This window comes from Pantoea sp. Fr+CA_20 (genome assembly GCF_024520835.1).
Classification (GTDB): Bacteria; Pseudomonadota; Gammaproteobacteria; order Enterobacterales; family Enterobacteriaceae; genus Pantoea; species Pantoea allii.
This window is the reverse complement of the sequence record NZ_JALNPN010000024.1, coordinates 26074-42901: the sequence shown is the minus strand read 5'-3', so window position 1 is coordinate 42901 and position 16828 is coordinate 26074. Positions and strand designations below refer to the sequence as shown.

Genomic DNA, 16828 nt, shown 5'->3' with positions numbered 1-16828 from the left:
TGCACCAGTGCTTAGTCCAAAACGAAGCAGTGCTTCTCGCTGACCATAAAAAAAAGAGGTAACGCCATGAGTCGCTTTACACTTAAACAGCTCCGATATTTCGTCGCCGTGGTAGAGACGGAAAGCATTGCTGAAGCCTCGCGTCAGTTGCATATCGCCCAGCCCTCCATCTCTGTCTCGATTAAAAATCTGGAGGACGCCTTCGATCAGCAACTGTTGATTCGCCATCATGCCCAGGGGGTTTCCCTGACGCCCGGAGGCCGTCGTTTTTATGAAAAAGCCCAAGAACTTTTACGCCTGACACACGAGTTTGAGCAAAATTCACGGGCAGATAACACACTGATTTCGGGAACGATTACGGTGGGTTGCTTTGAATCTGCCGCGCCTCTGTATATGCCAAAACTGATTGCCGGATTTAAAAAACACTATCCGGATATCACCATTGAACTTTACGATGGCGAGCAGCATGAACTGATGCACGGACTCCATCGCGGACGTTTTGACCTGGCTTTCCTGTACGATCTTGAACTGGACAACACGATACAAAAAGCGGCGCTGAACGCCCCGCATAAACCCTATGCGCTCTTACCGGTAAACCATCCGCTGGCACAACAATCCCTCGTCACGTTGCGTGAGCTGAGTCAGGAACCAATGATTTTGCTGGATGCTGTCCCCAGCAGGAATTACTTCATCAATATTTTCAAAAGCAAAGGTTATCATCCGCAGGTTGCCTACAGTTCGCCCTCAATTGAAATGGTACGTTGCATGGTGGGGCAGGGGTTAGGCTTTTCAGTACTGGTCACCCGACCTTACACGGATATGACGTATGACGGTAAAAAACTTGCGCAGATTGATATTGAGGATGATATGGAAGCCTCTACGTTAATCATGGCCTGGTTAAGTCATAATGAACCCACGCGTCCGACAAAACTTTTTATGGACTATTGCCAGAATAGTGCCCTGGGACCAATGACCTGAAAAAGGCCGCGCATATCGCCTGCTATTCGGTAAGAAAATGAAATGTATTTATGGCGGAAGGCATCGATAAATTTTACGGTTTATTCGTTGAGTGGCTTTAATAATCAGGTGTGCATCCTCTGCTTATTAATTTCTTATTCAGATATTAGCTTTATAATATTTTACCCATTCATCTGCCTCAAATAGTCTTGGCGCTAGCGCGTGTCAGGAACACGTCATTGAAACGGCGGGCTTGAGGATGATGGAATGACAATAACAGAGCAAGAAACAGACACCCTGGTGATTGGGGCAGGACAGGCTGGCATCGCCATGAGCGAGCATCTGGGGCGGCTCGGCATTCCGCATTGTGTCCTGGAAAAACATCGTATTGCTGAGGCGTGGCGGACGCGCCGCTGGGATTCTCTGGTTGCCAACGGTCCCGCCTGGCACGACCGGTTTCCCGGCATGACGTTTCCGGGCCAGAACCCGGACAGCTTTGTCTCTAAAGAACAGATTGCTGACTATTTTGACGCGTATGCACGGCACATTGACGCGCCTGTCAAAACGGGCGTCGAGGTCCTGAGCGTAGTGCCTCGTGTCGGGCGCAGCGGTTTCGACGTCTCTACCTCTGAAGGCCCGATTGTTGCACAGCGCGTGGTCGTTGCCACCGGTCCCTTCCAGAAGCCCATCATTCCCGCCATTGCGCCCACTGATGCGCGATTCACCCAGTTGCATTCAGCGGACTATCGTAATCCACAACAACTGCCTGAAGGCGGCGTGCTGGTTATCGGCGCGGGCTCATCAGGAGTGCAGATTGCCGATGAGCTTCAGCGTGCAGGAAAAGACGTCTGGCTCTCGGTTGGGCCGCACGATCGGCCACCTCGACGCTATCGCAACCGGGACTTTTGCTGGTGGTTAGGTGTGCTAGGTCTGTGGGATGCGGCAGCCGGTCAACCCGGTAAAGAACACGTCACCATTGCCGTCAGCGGTGCGCGCGGCGGTCATACAGTCGACTTTCGCAGGCTGGCGCAACAGGGCATCAACCTGGTCGGGGTGACGGAACGCTTTTCAGGCGATGAGGTGACTTTCAAGCCCGATCTGGCGCAAAACATTGCCTCAGGTGATGAAAACTATTTATCCCTGCTTGACGCGGCAGATGCCTGGGTTGAGCGCCATGGGCTGGATTTGCCCGAAGATCCTGGCGCGCGCGTGTTTCTGCCCGATCCGGAAAGTGTCTCGCACCCTGTGCAGTCACTCAATCTCGTCCACGCAGGGATCACCACCCTCATCTGGGCGACGGGCTACGCCACCGACTACGCCTGGCTGAAGGTTAATGCCTTTGACGAGAAGAACAGACCGGTCCATCAACGCGGCGTCTCCACCGAGTCCGGGCTCTATTTTCTCGGGCTACCCTGGCAGTCACGCCGGGGCTCCTCGTTTATCTGGGGCGTGTGGCATGACGCAAAATATGTCGCCGACCACATCGCTATCCAACGTCAGTATCAGGATTACCGTGCCGCTTCAGAAAATTGAACCAGGAGATTGTCGTTATGCCGACTCATACTCGTATTCGGATGTTTAATACCAAAGAAACCTATCCCAATCAAACGCTGGACAACGATCTCTGCCAGGCCGTACGTGCAGGTAACACCGTGTATCTGCGCGGTCAGGTTGGCACCGACTTCGACGGTAATCTGGTGGGCCTGGGCGATCCGGCTGCCCAGGCGGCGCAGGCGATGAAAAATGTGCAGCAACTGCTGGAAGAGGCAGGAAGCGATCTGTCGCATATCGTCAAAACCACCACCTATATTACCGATCCGCGTTATCGCGAGCCGGTTTACCGGGAAGTAGGAAAGTGGCTTAAAGGCGTCTTCCCTGTCTCTACGGGCCTGGTGATTTCGGCGCTCGCACAGCCGCAGTGGCTGATGGAAATTGATGTCATTGCGGTGATTCCGGATGACTGGAAACAGGGAGCGATGCAATGACCTTATCGGTAACGGCACGTTGTGAAGAAACCGGTCAACTCGGTATTGCCATCAGCTCATCCAGCATAGCCGTGGGGGCGCGCTGTCCCTGGCTGCAGGCGGGCGTGGGCGCGGTAGCGAGCCAGAACATTACGCTGCCTTCTCTGGGGCAGCAGATTCTGGTGCATCTGGATCAGGGCAGGGATCTGAACGTGGCGCTCAAGCTGGCGCTGGCTGACGACAGATTCAGTGATTACCGTCAGGTCGCCGCGATCGATATTCAGGGCAATACGGCGTTTTTCAGTGGCAGCAAGACGCTGGGCATCGGGAGCGTGACTGAAGGCAAAAACTGTATCGCCGCAGGCAATATGCTGGCGGATAAAGGCGTGACGGCAGCAATGTGTGCGGCTTATGACGCGGCCTCCGGTGAACTGGCCAGTCGGCTTCTTGCTGCCCTCCAGGCTGGCGTGGCGGCGGGCGGGGAGGCCGGACCGTTACATTCTGCCGCGCTCAAACTGGTGGACGACTATACCTGGCCGCTGGTGGATCTGCGCATTGACTGGACTGAGCATGATCCTGTCGGGCAACTGACGCAACTGTGGCTTGCCTATGAACCGCAGATGGAAGCCTATGTCACGCGCGCACTGGACCCGCGTGAAGCGCCAGCCTATGGCGTTCCCGGCGATGAATGAGGATTTACGTGCGCTTCTGGCCTCACTGCTGGCCTTTGACACAACCAGCCGGGCGTCAAACCTGGCACTGATTCAGTTTATTGACGACTACCTGCCGGTCAGAGGCGTTAAGACGCAGTGGCTGCATGATGACAGCGCTAAAAAAGCCAATCATTTGACGACATTGGCGTGGCGACCCTGGTTTGTGGGCCAGGAAGCATGGCGCAGGGACATAAAGCGGATGAGTTTGTCAGTATCGAACGGCTGGAACGTTGTATGACGATGTTGAACAACCTGCGGCAGTGGATGGCGTTAACGCCCACGAACTCAACCGGGTAAGCCATGCGGGGCGGATCGCACCGCATGGCCAGATTATCGGCCCATCCCGTTTTTACAGCCGGCCATAAAAAGTCATGCGCGCGGTCTCTGATAACGCAATGCCGGGCGCGGTGTTATAGGCCAGCACCGCCAGCATACGTGTCACGTCGCCTTCGGTGGGCGTGACGCGATGCAGGGAATTACGCCCGCGAAACAGCACTAAATCCCCGGCTTCAATCGCCAGCTCATCGACCGGCTGCTGTTCATCCAGCACCGCGGCTACGCCCGCATAATTCATCTCACCCGCATCGGCATTCCGCAGGTCTTTCACATACTGAAACCGTCCACCACCCACCGGTTTCTGCACCAGCAACGTGATGGCAAACGAAGAGTTATCAAAATGCCAACCCAGTTCTTTGCCGTGCGGCGCGTAGTGAAGGTTAATGGAAGACAAGGGATCGGCGTACGGATACAACGCTTCTTCTTCAAGCACCTCACACAAAAAAGACTGAAAAAGTGCATCGTCGTAAAGCTGACGCAAAGGGGAATCCGGCGCGATCACATCGTCAGTAATGCACCCTTTGGTGCTACTGACTTCGCGGTTGCGAGGATGCGTATCGCTGAAGTCTGGGTCCGCTTTCATCAGATAGACGTTATGCTTACTTTGGGTATGGTAAGCACGATGGCGTTGCGCATCACCTTCTGCGACGATGGCTTGTAGGGCGGCGGGCTGCAAAAAATCAGGCAGCACCAGTGCACCTTGCTGGTTAAGTTGCGTCCGACAGTGTTGACGCCAGTCATGACTGGACAGAGGATGTAAGTCAGTACGTACCAGAGCTTCAGGCATCGTTTGCTTCCCGCGTTTCAAGAGTGAGATATCACTTTAACGGGGTCCGATCGTACTGAATACCAATAAATATTTAAGACCCTGATAAGGAAGCCTTAATGCCCACGCCGTCGTCGCGCCTGCCTAAAATCAACGTTATTCAGTCATTTAAGGTGGCTGCGGAAACCGGCAGCCTGACGAAGGCGGCAGCGCAGTTGGCGTTAACGCCAGCCGCAGTCAGTCAGCAAATTCGTCAGCTTGAAGAGCATCTTGGATGTGCGCTGTTTTTACGCACCCAGCACGGCGTGATGCTGACGGATATCGGCAAGCAATATCTTCGCTATGTGTCAGAGGCTTTCGATATTCTGCAACTGGGGCAACGAAACATCGGGCGCAAGGACACCGCCGCTCAGCTTACGCTGTATGCGCTTCCCGCGCTGGCGTCAAAATGGTTATTACCGCATCTTCACCACTGGCGCGAGCGCTGCCCACATGTCGGTCTCTCTCTACATGGCACGCACGCCGAAGTGGACTTCAGTAAAACCCCGGCGGATTTTGTCATCTGTTTTGGTGAAGACGCCTGTCCCAAGCTGAACAAACAGTATCTGTTTCACGATGAGGTATTCCCGGTCGCCAGCCCCGCGCTGGTCAACGCGTTTTCTGCAGCACATATCCTCAACGAGGCGCCACTGATTCATCTCGACTGGGGAAAAGAAGGGCGTTTTCTGCCTGACTGGCCAGCCTGGTTTGAGGCAAAAGGCATGGCCGAACCCAGGGCTCAGCCGGGTTTGACGTTTAACCTGACCTCACTGGCGATTGATGCGGCGGTCGCCGGAGCGGGACTGCTGTTGGGACAACGCCAGATGATTGCCCAGGAACTGGCGCGGGGCGCGCTGGTGGTCATTGATGGGTTATGTTTACCGCTCAGTAAGCCCTATTACCTTGCCTGGCCTAATCGCACTGGCAACCAGGAAGGAAGCGAGGAGATGATCGCCTGGTTGCGCGAACGCGCTGCAGGGGAATAAAGCGCATTCGGCTGGCGGTGATCAGTCGTTGCAGCGTTGTGCGCGGGCAGTCACAGCCTGGGCGATCTTAGATAAAGCGAGGCATCCTTGCCTCTGGCGCTACGGGGAGTTTAACGCGGCTTGCTTAACTCATCAGGCTGACCTGGGCCGCGACGATGCGCCAGCCTGCGGGGAATTTCACCCAGGTTTGTTGCTGACGACCAATTTTTTCAGTGCCTGCGCGGGTGAATTCGGTACTGCATACCGCAAAAGCATCGCCAAAGGTCGTGATCACGGTATTCTGCAATGTGCGATCCAGTCCCGCCGAAGGGCGGGCGGCGCGGAAAGCGCGAATCTCATCAATGCCGTATAAATTCTCTCCGGCACCCAGACGCACCGTCCGTGCATCGTGCCAGAACAGCTCATCCAGAACGGCAATATCGTTGCCTGTTAGCGCCTGTTCATAGCGGTAGAAAGCGGCGGTTACGGCGTCCAGCACGTCAGTGCGATTAATCTCTTCGGTGTTCATGAGGCTCCAGCCACGTTGGTGGGAGAAAATGTCAGACCTTGCTGTTCAAGGGCAAAAGCCGCCCGCAATACCGCCTGTTCGTTAAACGGCGCGCCGATTAACTGTATGCCAATCGGCAAGCCGCTTGCCGTTGCCAGCGGAACAGTACAGACGGGCAGGCCGAGAAAAGAGATCGGCTGGGTTAACATGCCCATGCTGGCCTTGGTCGGCAAGTTTTGTCCGTTAATGGCAATCGTCTCCTGACCAATCAGCGGGGCACTGCAGGGTGTGGCAGGGGCAATCAGCACATCAAACCGATCAAATAACGGCAGTATTTGCTGTTGGAAATGACGGCGGAAGCGTTGTGCCTGCACATACCAGGCACCGGGCAGCATCGCGCCCGCCAGCAGGCGTTCACGGGAATGCGGTTCAAACTGTTCGGGGTGCTGACGTAGCGCGGGCAGATAGTGGTTGCCGCCTTCCGAAGCGGTCATGATAAAGGCGGCTGAGCGAGCCAGTTCCGCTTCCGCCATGATCACCTCTTCGTGAGCCTGCAACGCTTTGGCGGTCTGCATCTGGGCGGTGCGCGCATCATCATTACACCACGTTGAAAAGAAACCACCCAGCACGGCACAGCGTAAATCCTGCGCGCCCTGTTCCAGCAAAGGCAAGGATGCAGCCTGCGGCTGATCTGCCTGGAAGGCATCCGCACTGTCCTTACCCTGCAACAGATCGTAGATCAGCGCCAGATCGTCCACCCGACGCGCAAAGGGGCCGATATGATCCAGACTGGCGACAAACGGATGGCTGCCGCTGCGGGACAGACGACCAAAGGTCGGCTTCAGCCCAACGATCCCGCACAGCGAAGCCGGCACGCGGATCGAGCCATTGGTATCCGTGCCCAGCGAGAAATGCACCAGCCCGGCCGCCACGGCTGCCGCCGAACCGCCGGATGAGCCACCGGCGATGCGCGCCAGATCGTGCGGATTGCGCGTCGCGCCATAATGGCTGTTTTCTGTGGTAAAGCCGTAAGCATAGGCATCCATATTGACCATGCCGGAAAGCAGTGCGCCCGCCTGCTGAAGTCGCGTCACGGCAAAGGCATCCTGCTGCGCGGCGGGGCGCTGGCTGAATAATGCGGCCCCTGCCAGCGTCGAATAGCCCTGCACATCAAACAGGTTTTTTACCGCATAGGGAATGCCCGCCAGCGGCGGTAATTTTTCACCGCGCAGTCGCTGTTGGTCGACCGCGTCCGCTTCCTGCCTCATCCGCGTTGCAGTGATATCCGTCCAGGCATTAAGCTGCGGATTCTGTTTCTCTATTGCCGTTAGCGTCTGCTCTGCCACTTCACGGGCACTGATATCCCCGCGCTGAATCGCCTGTTGAAGTGCCTGAATGGAAACCTCGTCCAGTTTCATGCGTGGTACACTCCCGCCACTTCCAGCCGATCGTCTAGCGGATAAGCCATTAGCGGTGCCGCCATAGCGGCAATACGCGTCATCTGGATCAGCAGTGCTGCACGGCGTGCCTCATCCAGCTCCAGATTCAGGATCTGCTCCATCTGGGCGATATAAGCCGCCCACTCAATATCATTCATCATTTACTCCTGTCAGAAACCAGCGGCGCTGCCGTTGCTGCGTGGATCGCTTGCGCCTTCGAACATACCGTTGTTGTGACGAACAATGGCCCCCGCATGGCCGACGGCCTCACTGAATGCCGGAAGGGATTCCACCTCATGGCCTAGCTGGCGTAACTGCTCCAGCGTCTCAGGTGCAAAACGGCTCTCCAGCTTCAGGGAGTCAGAGGTCTGTCCCCACGTACGGCCCAACAGCCAACGGGGTGCACTCACTGCCTGCTGAAGCGGCATTCCCTGTATCACATGTCGGGTAAAAATCGCTGCCTGGGTTTGAGGCTGTCCGTCACCGCCCATCGAGCCATAGACCATTGTACGACCGTCTTTCAGGCGCGCAGCGGCAGGATTGAGCGTGTGGAAAGGCTGTTTGCCGGGTGCCAGCGCCAGCAGATGATCGGGATCGAGGCTGAAAGCCGCCCCACGGTTTTGCCAGACGATCCCGGTGCCGGGCAGAACCACGCCACTGCCAAATTCATGATAAATACTTTGGATAAAGGAGACGGAAAGCCCGCTACTGTCCATCACGCCCATCCAGACGGTATCGCCAGGCCCACGACCGGTTCCCCACGGCGCAGCGCGGTGATCGTCAATCTGGCTGGCGATCGTGGCGAGCAGATCGCTGTCGAGCAGGGCCTGCAGATCTTCAACCACATGACGGGGATCGGTGATGTGCCGATCGCGCAGAGCAAAGGCTTTTTTTGTGGCTTCAACGATGCGATGAATGGTTTGCGCTTCATCGGCATTGGCCATATCCAGATGATCGGTAATGCCCAGGATCGCCAGAGAAACCAGCCCCTGTGTCGGCGGCGTGATATTCCAGATATCCCCTTCGCTATGGCTGACATGCAGCGGCGTGACCCGGCGGGCACGTTGCTCCTGTAAATCGGCCAGGGTGACAGGAATACCCAGATTAACCATTTCGCCTGCCAGATGATGCGCCAGCGTGCCGCGATAAAAGCTTTCCAGCCCTTCTTCACTCAGCAGACTCAGCGTGCGGGCCAGATCGGGTTGGGTAAAACGACTGCCTTCCGCCGGGACATCGCCATCGGGCAAAAACAGGGCGGAAAAGCCGGGTTGATGCTGTAACTCTTCACGCTTGCTGCGAGTCGCCGCCGCCTGTGAGGCCGTAACCGGAATGCCATCTGCCGCATAACGCACGGCGTCACGCAGCAATCGTGGCAGAGACAGGGATGTACCGCCGAGCTCTGCTGACAGCGTTAACGCCTCGTGCCAGCCGCTCACCGTGCCTGCCACGGTCAATGCCGCTTTGGGCCCGCGGTGTGGAATCTGTGTTTCACCCTGATAGAAGTCGATGGTTGCGAGAGAACCGGCTCTGCCGCTGGCGTCGATAGCGATCGGGTCGCCTTTGCCCGGCATAATCAGCCAGAAGCCATCGCCACCCAAGCCGTTCATATGCGGATACACGACAGCGATCGTGGCGGCGGCGGCGACCATTGCCTCAATCGCATTGCCGCCGTCGCGTAGCACTGCCAGCGCACTTTCACTGGCCAGATGATGAGGCGTTACCGCCATGCCCAGCGGGGCCATATTGCTCTGAATCATGCTCTTCTCATTGTGTTATTCAGGGTACAGAGCAAATAACTAAGCAAGAGCCGTTCCAGTTTTTATCACCGCAACGTCTCTGGACAGGTTTACCTGGCCCAAATTATGCTAGCTTCTGTCAAACCCCGCGGTTGAAACAAAAGTTACAGGACCTGAATGAAACAGCTTGATGAAAGGCTCAAAACGCATTATCCCCAGCTTTCGCCGCAAGAGCAGCGCATTGCCGATTTTATCTTTGACCATTTCGACGATCTGATTAGCTATAACAGTGCCGAGCTGGCGCGCCTGAGCGGCGTGTCAAAAGCCACGGTCAGTCGGCTGTTCAGGCGGCTCGGTTATGACAAATACAAAGATATGCGTGATGAGTTGCGCACCCTGCGCCAGAGCGGTATGCCGCTGACGGATAACCGGGATGCGGTGCAGGGCAATACCTTACTGTCGCGCCATTACAAGCAAGAGATGGCCAATCTTACACAGTGGGTGAACAGCATCGATGCCCAGCAGTTTACTGAAGTCATTGCCCAGCTGGCACAGGCTAAACGTATCTATATCGTTGGTATGCGTAACGCCTATCCGGTGGCGCTGCACCTGCGCCAGCAGCTGATACAGACGCGTTCGCAGGTGCATATTCTGCCCCAGCCGGGACAGACGCTGGCCGAAGATCTGGTGGATATTACGCCCGAGGATATGGTGGTCGTCATCGCTTTTCGACGGCGCACCCGCATTATCCAACCGCTGATGCAGCAGCTGCAAAGCGCGGGAATCCCTGTGCTGGCGCTGTGTGAGCCCCAGGCGCAGAGCGTGATTTCCCTGGCGCGCTGGCAGTTTTGCGCCCCGCTGGACAGCGTTTCAGCCTTTGACAGCTACGCATCGGCCATGAGCCTGGTGAACCTGCTTGCCAATGCCTTGCTGCATGAACTGCTGTCAGACGGACGCCAGCGCATCCATCATATCGCCGATCTTTATCACCAGCTTGACGAGCTGGAGCACCGTTAACAGGCACCATTTTGGTGCTTTGCCCCTTTTTGGACCGTCTCCCGAGGCCGCTCGGGATCTGCCCCATCACCACTAATGCCTTCTCTTCGCCCTTCATCCGCTTTTTTAATCGTGCAACCGCGTTGGCACATTAGTTGCAGAATGCCAGCTATAAGAATCTTTTGTTTCACATAATCTCACCGGGGTGCATAATGAAAAAAGTTTTGATGGCGGTCGCAGCAGCGGCAGTACTGATGGTGCAGGCGGGCAACGTGCTGGCCGATCAACTGCAGGATATCCAGAAACGCGGCGTACTGCGGGTGGCGATTCCCCAGGATTTTCCACCGTTTGGCTCAGTAGGGACCGATCTGCAACCTCAGGGCTATGACATCGACATGGCAAAGTATCTGGCTAAACAGATGAAACTTAAGTTGCAGCTGGTGCCGGTCAGCAGCGCGAACCGCGTGCCTTATCTGCAAACAGATAAAGTCGATTTAGTCATCTCCAGCATGGGGAAAAATCCCGAACGCGAAAAAGTGATTGATTTTAGCCGGGCTTATGCGCCGTTCTTCCTGGGCGTTTTTGGTCCCAAAGGCGAACATCTGAAAGATGCGGCGGCGCTGAGCGGTAAATCTGTCGGCGTCACCCGTGGCGCAGTAGAAGATATGGTACTGAGCGAAGTGGCCCCTAAGGATGCGCAGGTGAAACGTTACGAAGATAACAACACCACCTTATCTGCCTATCTCTCTGGTCAGGTGCAGTATGTGGCAACGGGTAACCTGGTGGTTGCCGCCATTACGCGTCAGAACCCGGCTAAAGCCCCTGTTGCGCAGTTCATGCTGAAAGACTCACCGTGCTATATCGGGCTGAAGAAAGACGAACCTGCGCTGAAAGACAAAGTGAATACGCTGATTGACCAGGCGATCAAAGACGGCACGCTGAATAAATTATCCCAAGAGTGGCTGAAAGCGCCGCTGCCAGCCAACCTGGGCGCATAAGGACGGAGCAATGACCGGGCAACTTAATTTCCCTGCATTGTGGCCGTACTGGCCGGAGTTGCTCTCCGGCCTGTGGGTGACGATCCAGTTAACCGTGCTGGCCACGGTCGGCGGCGTCAGCATCGGTATCATCGGCGCGGCGCTTCGCAGTGGTAAACCCAGTTGGCCAAGTCGCCTGTGGGGCCTTTATGTTGAACTGATACGCAACACGCCGTTTGTGGTGCAGCTGTTTTTTATTGTGTTCGGCTTGCCCAATCTGGGGCTGAAGCTGACAGCCGGTGAAGCGGCCTTGCTGGCCATGTTGGTCAACCTTGGTGCCTACAGTACAGAAATCATCCGTGCCGGTATTCAGGTCACGCCAAAAGGGCAGTGGGAAGCCGGACGGGTGCTGGGCCTGACGCGCAGCCAGACGTTTCTGCGTGTGGTGTTGCCACCGTCGCTGCAGCGAATTTATCCGGCGCTGGTGAGTCAGTGCATCATTGTGATGCTGGGATCGTCGGTCGTCTCGCAGGTCTCTTACGAGGAGCTGACGTTCGCCGCCAACCTGATTCAGTCGCGCACCTTTTTGAGTTTTGAAGTCTATTCGGTGACCACGTTGATCTACCTGGCGTTGTCGATTGTGATGCGTCAGCTGTTGCTGGCGATTGGCCGCAAATGGCTGGGAGTGCAGGCATGATGACAACCTTTACTGACTGGGACATCCTGCGCAATCTGCTGCTGGCAGCACGCTGGACGATCGCCCTGTCGCTGGTGGCCTTTTTAGGCGGCACGCTCGTCACGTTACCTCTGCTGTTTTTACGCCTGTTAAAGCGTAAATGGCTGACGCGGGTGATTCGTGCCTATACCGAACTGTTTCAGGGCACGCCGCTGCTGATGCAGCTGTTTTTGGCTTTTTTTGGCGTAGGGCTGTTCGGCATTGACGTGGCACCCTGGACCGCTGCATCGCTGGCGCTGACCTTCTATACCAGCGCATTTTTGCTGGATATCTGGCACGGCAGTATTCAGGCCCTGCCCAAAGGACAGTGGGAAGCATCACGCTGCCTCGGGCTTGGTTTTGGCCAGACGCTGACGCGGGTGATCGCGCCGCAGGCGATTCGCATTGCTATCGCTCCGACGGTGGGATTTGCGGTGCAGGTGATTAAAGGCACGGCCCTCGCGTCGATTATCGGGTTTGTCGAGCTGACCAAGGCCGGCACCATTCTGAATAACGTGACCTATCAGCCTTTTAAAGTCTTTGGGCTGGTCGCACTGGGCTACTTCCTGCTGTGTTATCCGCTGTCGCGTTACAGCCAGTATCTGGAGAAAAAATTTAATGCCGCTCATCACCATTAATCAGGTCCAGAAGTATTACGGCACCAACCATGTTCTTAAAGGCGTGGATCTGGATATCGATATGGGAGAAGTGATCTCCATTATCGGCCGCAGCGGTTCAGGTAAAAGTACGTTGTTGCGCTGCATGAACGGGCTGGAAGGCTATCAGGATGGCAGCATTAAACTGGGCGGCATGACGATTACCGACCGTGATTCTCAGGCGCGGGAAATCAGTCGTTCAGTGGGCATGGTGTTTCAGAACTTCAACCTGTTCCCGCATATGACGGCGCTGGAAAACGTCATGCTGGCACCGCGTCGGGTACTGAAAAAAAGCCAGGCGGAGTGCCGGGAACTGGCGGCCCGTATGCTGGAAAAAGTGGGGCTGGGCGAGCGACTGGATTATTACCCTTCGAGTTTGTCTGGCGGTCAGCAGCAGCGCGTTGCCATTGCCCGCGCGCTGGCCATGGAACCCCGCGTATTACTGTGTGATGAGATTACTTCTGCGCTGGACCCTGAACTGGTCGGCGAAGTGCTGAAAGTGCTGGAGCAGCTTGCCGCAGAAGGCATGACCTTGATTCTCGTCACCCATGAAATGAACTTCGCCCGCGACGTGGGCGATCGTGTGGTCTTTATGCATCAGGGGCGCGTCTGGGAGCAGGGCGACAGTAAAACGTTGTTCGCCTCTCCGCAGACGGCGGAGCTAAAGCAGTTTATTTCCTCTGTGCGTCTTTGAGTGCTTAACAAGGAATTCACTATGGATATCTCTCAATTTCCACAAATTAATCCCCCTCAGCGTCTGTTAATGGGGCCTGGCCCCATCAATGCCGATCCGCGCGTGCTGCGTGCGATGTCGAGCCAACTGCTCGGACAGTACGATCCGGCGATGACGCACTATATGAATGAAGTGATGGCGCTGTATCGCGGCGTGTTTCGCACGGAAAACCGCTGGACGCTGCTGATCGACGGTACTTCCCGCGCCGGTATTGAGGCGATTCTGCTGTCGACAATTCGCCCCGGCGATAAAGTGCTGGTGCCGGTGTTTGGGCGTTTCGGCCATCTGCTGTGCGAAATTGCCCGCCGCTGCCGTGCCGAGGTGCACACGATTGACGTTCCATGGGGCGAGGTCTTCACGCCGGATCAGGTCGAAGACGCCATCAAAAAAGTCAAACCGCGCTTGTTGCTGACCGTGCAGGGCGACACCTCCACCACCATGCTGCAGCCGCTGGCTGAGCTGGGCGCAATCTGCAAAAAATATGGCGTGCTGTTTTACACCGATGCCACCGCGTCGCTGGCGGGAAATGCGCTGGAAACCGATGCATGGGGACTGGATGCCGTGTCCGCAGGTATGCAGAAGTGCCTGGGCGGTCCGTCGGGTACCTCGCCCGTCACCCTGAGCGATGAAATGGCGGCGGTGATCCGCAAGCGTAAATGCGTGGAGCAGGGGATTCGCACCGACGCGCATCAGGATGGCGACGACGAGATGATCTACTCCAACTATTTCGATCTCGGCATGATCATGGATTACTGGGGCCCGGAACGGCTCAATCACCATACTGAAGCCACCAGCGCGCTGTTTGGCGCGCGCGAATGTGCGCGTCTGATCCTGCAGGAAGGCCTGGATAACGGTATTGCGCGCCACAAACTGCACGGCGAAGCCATGCTGAAAGGCATTCAGGGGATGGGGCTGGAAACCTTTGGCGATCTCAGTAACAAGATGAGTAACGTTTTAGGCGTGGTGATTCCACAGGGCGTCAATGGCGATCAGGTCCGTAAACTGATGCTGGAGGATTTCGGCATTGAAATCGGTACTTCTTTTGGCCCGCTGCACGGCAAAGTCTGGCGCATTGGCACCATGGGTTACAACGCCCGTAAAGACTGCGTGATGCAAACCCTGGCGGCGCTGGAAATGGTGCTGGCGCACGTGGGCTACCGTGCGCCACAGGGTGCCGGTTCGCAGGCCGCCTGGGATCACTACGGGAGCCATGCATGATGATGAATGCCAGCGAGGCTCAGATTGCCGCCCGGCGTATCATGGCGCGCTGTGACGCGCTGGCTGAGATCAGCGAAAGCGATCAGGGGCTGACTCGGGTTTACCTGTCACCAGAGCACCTGCGAGCCAATGCGCGCGTCGGCGAATGGATGCAGGCCGCCGGCATGACGGTCTGGCAGGATGCCGTCGGCAATATTTGCGGTCGTTATGAGGCCGCGCAGCCCGGTGCCCCGGCGCTGTTATTGGGCTCGCACCTGGACACGGTCCGCAATGCGGGCCGCTACGACGGGATGCTGGGCGTACTGAGCGCCATCGAAACCGTGCAGTGGCTGAGCGATCATCAGTGTCGCCTGCCGCTGGCGATTGAAGTGATCGGCTTCGGTGATGAAGAGGGCACGCGTTTTGGCATCACCTTACTTGGCAGTCGTGGTATTACCGGCACCTGGCCCGACAGCTGGCCAACGCATCCGGATGGCAACGGCATTACCGTTTCTCAGGCGATGCGCGATGTGGGGCTGGATGCTGCCCAGATCCCGCGTGCTGCGCGTGCCGTCAGCGATATCGTGGCCTATCTGGAGTTGCACATCGAGCAGGGACCTTGCCTGGAGCAGGACGATCTCGCGCTGGGCGTTGTCACGGCGATCAACGGTGCCCGCCGCCTGAACTGCAGCTTTACGGGCGAAGCCGGACATGCCGGTACGGTGCCGATGAACCACCGTAAAGATGCCCTGGCGGCGGCGGCAGAATGGATGGTATTTATTGAACACACGACGCGCGAACAACCGGGGCAGCTAGTGGCAACGGTAGGCACGCTTAACTGTGCACCGGGCGCGGTTAACGTTATTCCGGGCGAGGTGAACCTGTCGCTCGATGTGCGTGGGCCGGAGGACGCGCCGCTTGAGTCGCTGCTGTCCACGTTACTGACCCAGGCGGAAGCCATTGCGCTGCGTCGGGGTTTGACCTTTACGTCTCATGAATATTACCGCATTGCGGCGACAGCCTGCGATGCGAGGTTACAGCAGGCGCTGAGCCACGCGATTGAAACTGTACAGGGGCGCAGTCTGGCACTGCCCAGCGGCGCAGGCCATGATGCTATCGCGATTGCGGAACGCTGGCCGGTAGGGATGCTGTTTGTGCGCAACCATCGCGGCATTAGCCATCATCCGGCGGAATCGGTGAAGGAAGCCGATGTCGGCTCAGCCGTTCAGGCTTATTTGCAGGCCGTTTGCCACCTTGCGGAGCAGCACTAAATGGATCTCGTCACCTTTAATCAGTTACCCGACGCCGCCGCTCAGCTTGCGCTGTCGCACTGCGTCGCGATTCCACGCTGGCAGCAGGCGATGGTGGCGGCTCGCCCCTTTCACAGCCTTGAGGCATTGATTGCCGAAGCACAACGGCTGACAGCTGACTGGCAGACAGAAGACCTCAATTTTGCCCTGTCGGCGCATCCGCGAATCGGTGACAAGGTGCAGGGCAACGGTATAGAGAAATGTTTATCGCGCAGTGAACAAGCCGCCATGCACCAGGCGGACGACGGGCTGCAGCAGGCAATGCTGCGGGGAAATCAGGCTTATGAGGCGCGTTTTAATCGGGTATTTCTGATCCGGGCAAAAGGGCGCAGCGCGCAAAACCTGCTGGACGAACTCACACGGCGGCTGGACAACGACCACGAAACCGAGCAGCAAGAAGCGCTGGAACAGCTGCGTGAGATCACCCTGCTACGGCTTAAGGAGAGTTTTTCATGAGCACAATCAGCACCCATATTCTGGATACCGCGCTGGGGAAACCCGCGGCTGACGTGGCAATCTTGCTGGAACAGAGCACGGCACAAGGCTGGTCAACTTATGCCAGCGGCGTCACCGACGGCGATGGTCGCCTCAAGGACTTGACGCCAGAGCCGATCGCGCCAGGCCATTACCGCCTGACGGCGGCGATTGGCGACTACTTTCGCGTGACCGGACGGGATGCGCTGTACGTCAGTGCGCAAATCGATTTCGTGATTGCTGCAAGCGGCAGCCATTACCATCTGCCATTTTTAATCTCGCCCTGGAGCTGGTCTACCTATCGCGGCAGCTGACGGGGTTATCAGGCGCGGCACTTTTCCGCTGCG

19 protein-coding genes and 1 pseudogene are annotated in these 16828 nt (G+C 56.9%); 15 read left to right on the top strand and 5 right to left on the bottom strand.

What is annotated here, in order from left to right:
- The first annotated feature begins 66 nt into the window (after positions 1–66).
- The 5 genes and pseudogenes from NR177_RS21020 to NR177_RS21000 form a co-directional block, all read left to right on the top strand.
- Positions 67–978 (top strand): LysR family transcriptional regulator, encoded by a 912-nt coding sequence (locus NR177_RS21020; RefSeq protein WP_256853549.1) that lies wholly within the window; start codon positions 67–69, stop codon positions 976–978.
- 246 nt (positions 979–1224) lie between these two features.
- On the top strand, positions 1225–2490 hold the full coding sequence (locus NR177_RS21015; RefSeq protein ID WP_256853548.1) for an NAD(P)/FAD-dependent oxidoreductase: 1266 nt from the start codon (positions 1225–1227) through the stop codon (positions 2488–2490).
- Between the two features lie 17 nt (positions 2491–2507).
- Positions 2508–2942: a RidA family protein gene (locus NR177_RS21010; RefSeq protein ID WP_063878521.1), complete on the top strand. Its 435-nt coding sequence runs from the start codon at positions 2508–2510 to the stop codon at positions 2940–2942.
- Complete coding sequence (locus NR177_RS21005) at positions 2939–3613, top strand: DUF1028 domain-containing protein (RefSeq protein ID WP_063878522.1); 675 nt, start codon at positions 2939–2941, stop codon at positions 3611–3613. The genes NR177_RS21010 and NR177_RS21005 overlap by 4 nt, the downstream gene beginning before the upstream one ends.
- A 153-nt stretch (positions 3614–3766) precedes the next feature.
- Positions 3767–3931 (top strand): annotated as a pseudogene (locus NR177_RS21000) (acetylornithine deacetylase); the annotation flags it as partial.
- A 52-nt stretch (positions 3932–3983) separates the two neighbouring features.
- Here the strand turns inward: NR177_RS21000 and NR177_RS20995 are convergent.
- Positions 3984–4757, bottom strand: coding sequence for a 2OG-Fe(II) oxygenase family protein (locus NR177_RS20995; protein ID WP_063878524.1), 774 nt, complete (start codon positions 4755–4757; stop codon positions 3984–3986).
- Between the two features lie 98 nt (positions 4758–4855).
- Here NR177_RS20995 and NR177_RS20990 point away from each other — a divergent pair, with 98 nt between their 5' ends.
- Positions 4856–5761 (top strand): LysR substrate-binding domain-containing protein, encoded by a 906-nt coding sequence (locus NR177_RS20990; protein WP_063878525.1) that lies wholly within the window; start codon positions 4856–4858, stop codon positions 5759–5761.
- Between the two features lie 124 nt (positions 5762–5885).
- On the opposite strand, the gene hpxZ is transcribed toward NR177_RS20990, so the two are convergent.
- The 4 genes from hpxZ to NR177_RS20970 are packed head-to-tail and all read right to left on the bottom strand — an operon-like array spanning position 5886 to position 9444.
- Positions 5886–6269, bottom strand: coding sequence for an oxalurate catabolism protein HpxZ (gene hpxZ / locus NR177_RS20985; RefSeq protein WP_109718275.1), 384 nt, complete (start codon positions 6267–6269; stop codon positions 5886–5888).
- Positions 6266–7666, bottom strand: coding sequence for an AtzE family amidohydrolase (locus tag NR177_RS20980; protein ID WP_256853547.1), 1401 nt, complete (start codon positions 7664–7666; stop codon positions 6266–6268). The genes hpxZ and NR177_RS20980 overlap by 4 nt, the downstream gene beginning before the upstream one ends.
- Positions 7663–7845 carry an oxalurate catabolism protein HpxX gene (gene hpxX / locus NR177_RS20975; RefSeq protein WP_063878528.1) on the bottom strand — a complete coding sequence of 61 codons (183 nt, stop codon included), beginning with the start codon at positions 7843–7845 and terminating at the stop codon, positions 7663–7665. The genes NR177_RS20980 and hpxX overlap by 4 nt, the downstream gene beginning before the upstream one ends.
- A 12-nt stretch (positions 7846–7857) precedes the next feature.
- Positions 7858–9444: a gamma-glutamyltransferase family protein gene (locus NR177_RS20970; protein ID WP_256853546.1), complete on the bottom strand. Its 1587-nt coding sequence runs from the start codon at positions 9442–9444 to the stop codon at positions 7858–7860.
- A 156-nt stretch (positions 9445–9600) separates the two neighbouring features.
- Between NR177_RS20970 and hpxU the strand changes: the two genes are divergently transcribed.
- The 9 genes from hpxU to uraH all read left to right on the top strand — a co-directional run bounded on the left by hpxU (position 9601) and on the right by uraH (position 16795).
- Entirely contained in the window at positions 9601–10440 is an 840-nt protein-coding gene (hpxU, locus tag NR177_RS20965) for a MurR/RpiR family transcriptional regulator HpxU (RefSeq protein ID WP_096011027.1), read from the top strand.
- A gap of 191 nt (positions 10441–10631) precedes the next feature.
- Entirely contained in the window at positions 10632–11417 is a 786-nt protein-coding gene (locus NR177_RS20960) for a transporter substrate-binding domain-containing protein (protein ID WP_063878531.1), read from the top strand.
- A 10-nt stretch (positions 11418–11427) separates the two neighbouring features.
- Entirely contained in the window at positions 11428–12093 is a 666-nt protein-coding gene (locus tag NR177_RS20955) for an amino acid ABC transporter permease (protein WP_063878532.1), read from the top strand.
- A complete protein-coding gene (locus tag NR177_RS20950) occupies positions 12093–12749 on the top strand; it encodes an amino acid ABC transporter permease (RefSeq protein WP_063881111.1) in 657 nt (218 codons plus the stop codon). The genes NR177_RS20955 and NR177_RS20950 overlap by 1 nt, the downstream gene beginning before the upstream one ends.
- The gene (locus NR177_RS20945; RefSeq protein ID WP_014592994.1) at positions 12730–13461 is read left to right on the top strand and encodes an amino acid ABC transporter ATP-binding protein; all 732 of its coding nucleotides are present in this window, start codon (positions 12730–12732) and stop codon (positions 13459–13461) included. The genes NR177_RS20950 and NR177_RS20945 overlap by 20 nt, the downstream gene beginning before the upstream one ends.
- Positions 13462–13482: 21 nt before the next feature.
- Positions 13483–14718 (top strand): alanine--glyoxylate aminotransferase family protein, encoded by a 1236-nt coding sequence (locus NR177_RS20940; protein ID WP_109718278.1) that lies wholly within the window; start codon positions 13483–13485, stop codon positions 14716–14718.
- On the top strand, positions 14715–15968 hold the full coding sequence (gene hpxK, locus NR177_RS20935; RefSeq protein ID WP_256853545.1) for an allantoate amidohydrolase: 1254 nt from the start codon (positions 14715–14717) through the stop codon (positions 15966–15968). The genes NR177_RS20940 and hpxK overlap by 4 nt, the downstream gene beginning before the upstream one ends.
- Positions 15969–16463 (top strand): 2-oxo-4-hydroxy-4-carboxy-5-ureidoimidazoline decarboxylase, encoded by a 495-nt coding sequence (uraD, locus tag NR177_RS20930; RefSeq protein WP_063878535.1) that lies wholly within the window; start codon positions 15969–15971, stop codon positions 16461–16463.
- A complete protein-coding gene (uraH, locus tag NR177_RS20925) occupies positions 16460–16795 on the top strand; it encodes a hydroxyisourate hydrolase (protein ID WP_063878536.1) in 336 nt (111 codons plus the stop codon). The genes uraD and uraH overlap by 4 nt, the downstream gene beginning before the upstream one ends.
- The last annotated feature ends 33 nt before the right edge of the window (positions 16796–16828 follow it).

What these genes read in the sequence shown, in the direction of transcription:
- NR177_RS21020 (WP_256853549.1), top strand. Translation starts at nt 67, where the DNA reads ATGAGTCGCTTTACACTTAAACAGCTCCGATATTTCGTCGCCGTGGTA.
- NR177_RS21015 (WP_256853548.1), top strand. Translation starts at nt 1,225, where the DNA reads ATGACAATAACAGAGCAAGAAACAGACACCCTGGTGATTGGGGCAGGA.
- NR177_RS21010 (WP_063878521.1), top strand. Translation starts at nt 2,508, where the DNA reads ATGCCGACTCATACTCGTATTCGGATGTTTAATACCAAAGAAACCTAT.
- NR177_RS21005 (WP_063878522.1), top strand. Translation starts at nt 2,939, where the DNA reads ATGACCTTATCGGTAACGGCACGTTGTGAAGAAACCGGTCAACTCGGT.
- NR177_RS20995 (WP_063878524.1), bottom strand. Translation starts at nt 4,757, where the DNA reads ATGCCTGAAGCTCTGGTACGTACTGACTTACATCCTCTGTCCAGTCAT.
- NR177_RS20990 (WP_063878525.1), top strand. Translation starts at nt 4,856, where the DNA reads ATGCCCACGCCGTCGTCGCGCCTGCCTAAAATCAACGTTATTCAGTCA.
- hpxZ (WP_109718275.1), bottom strand. Translation starts at nt 6,269, where the DNA reads ATGAACACCGAAGAGATTAATCGCACTGACGTGCTGGACGCCGTAACC.
- NR177_RS20980 (WP_256853547.1), bottom strand. Translation starts at nt 7,666, where the DNA reads ATGAAACTGGACGAGGTTTCCATTCAGGCACTTCAACAGGCGATTCAG.
- hpxX (WP_063878528.1), bottom strand. Translation starts at nt 7,845, where the DNA reads ATGAATGATATTGAGTGGGCGGCTTATATCGCCCAGATGGAGCAGATC.
- NR177_RS20970 (WP_256853546.1), bottom strand. Translation starts at nt 9,444, where the DNA reads ATGATTCAGAGCAATATGGCCCCGCTGGGCATGGCGGTAACGCCTCAT.
- hpxU (WP_096011027.1), top strand. Translation starts at nt 9,601, where the DNA reads ATGAAACAGCTTGATGAAAGGCTCAAAACGCATTATCCCCAGCTTTCG.
- NR177_RS20960 (WP_063878531.1), top strand. Translation starts at nt 10,632, where the DNA reads ATGAAAAAAGTTTTGATGGCGGTCGCAGCAGCGGCAGTACTGATGGTG.
- NR177_RS20955 (WP_063878532.1), top strand. Translation starts at nt 11,428, where the DNA reads ATGACCGGGCAACTTAATTTCCCTGCATTGTGGCCGTACTGGCCGGAG.
- NR177_RS20950 (WP_063881111.1), top strand. Translation starts at nt 12,093, where the DNA reads ATGACAACCTTTACTGACTGGGACATCCTGCGCAATCTGCTGCTGGCA.
- NR177_RS20945 (WP_014592994.1), top strand. Translation starts at nt 12,730, where the DNA reads ATGCCGCTCATCACCATTAATCAGGTCCAGAAGTATTACGGCACCAAC.
- NR177_RS20940 (WP_109718278.1), top strand. Translation starts at nt 13,483, where the DNA reads ATGGATATCTCTCAATTTCCACAAATTAATCCCCCTCAGCGTCTGTTA.
- hpxK (WP_256853545.1), top strand. Translation starts at nt 14,715, where the DNA reads ATGATGATGAATGCCAGCGAGGCTCAGATTGCCGCCCGGCGTATCATG.
- uraD (WP_063878535.1), top strand. Translation starts at nt 15,969, where the DNA reads ATGGATCTCGTCACCTTTAATCAGTTACCCGACGCCGCCGCTCAGCTT.
- uraH (WP_063878536.1), top strand. Translation starts at nt 16,460, where the DNA reads ATGAGCACAATCAGCACCCATATTCTGGATACCGCGCTGGGGAAACCC.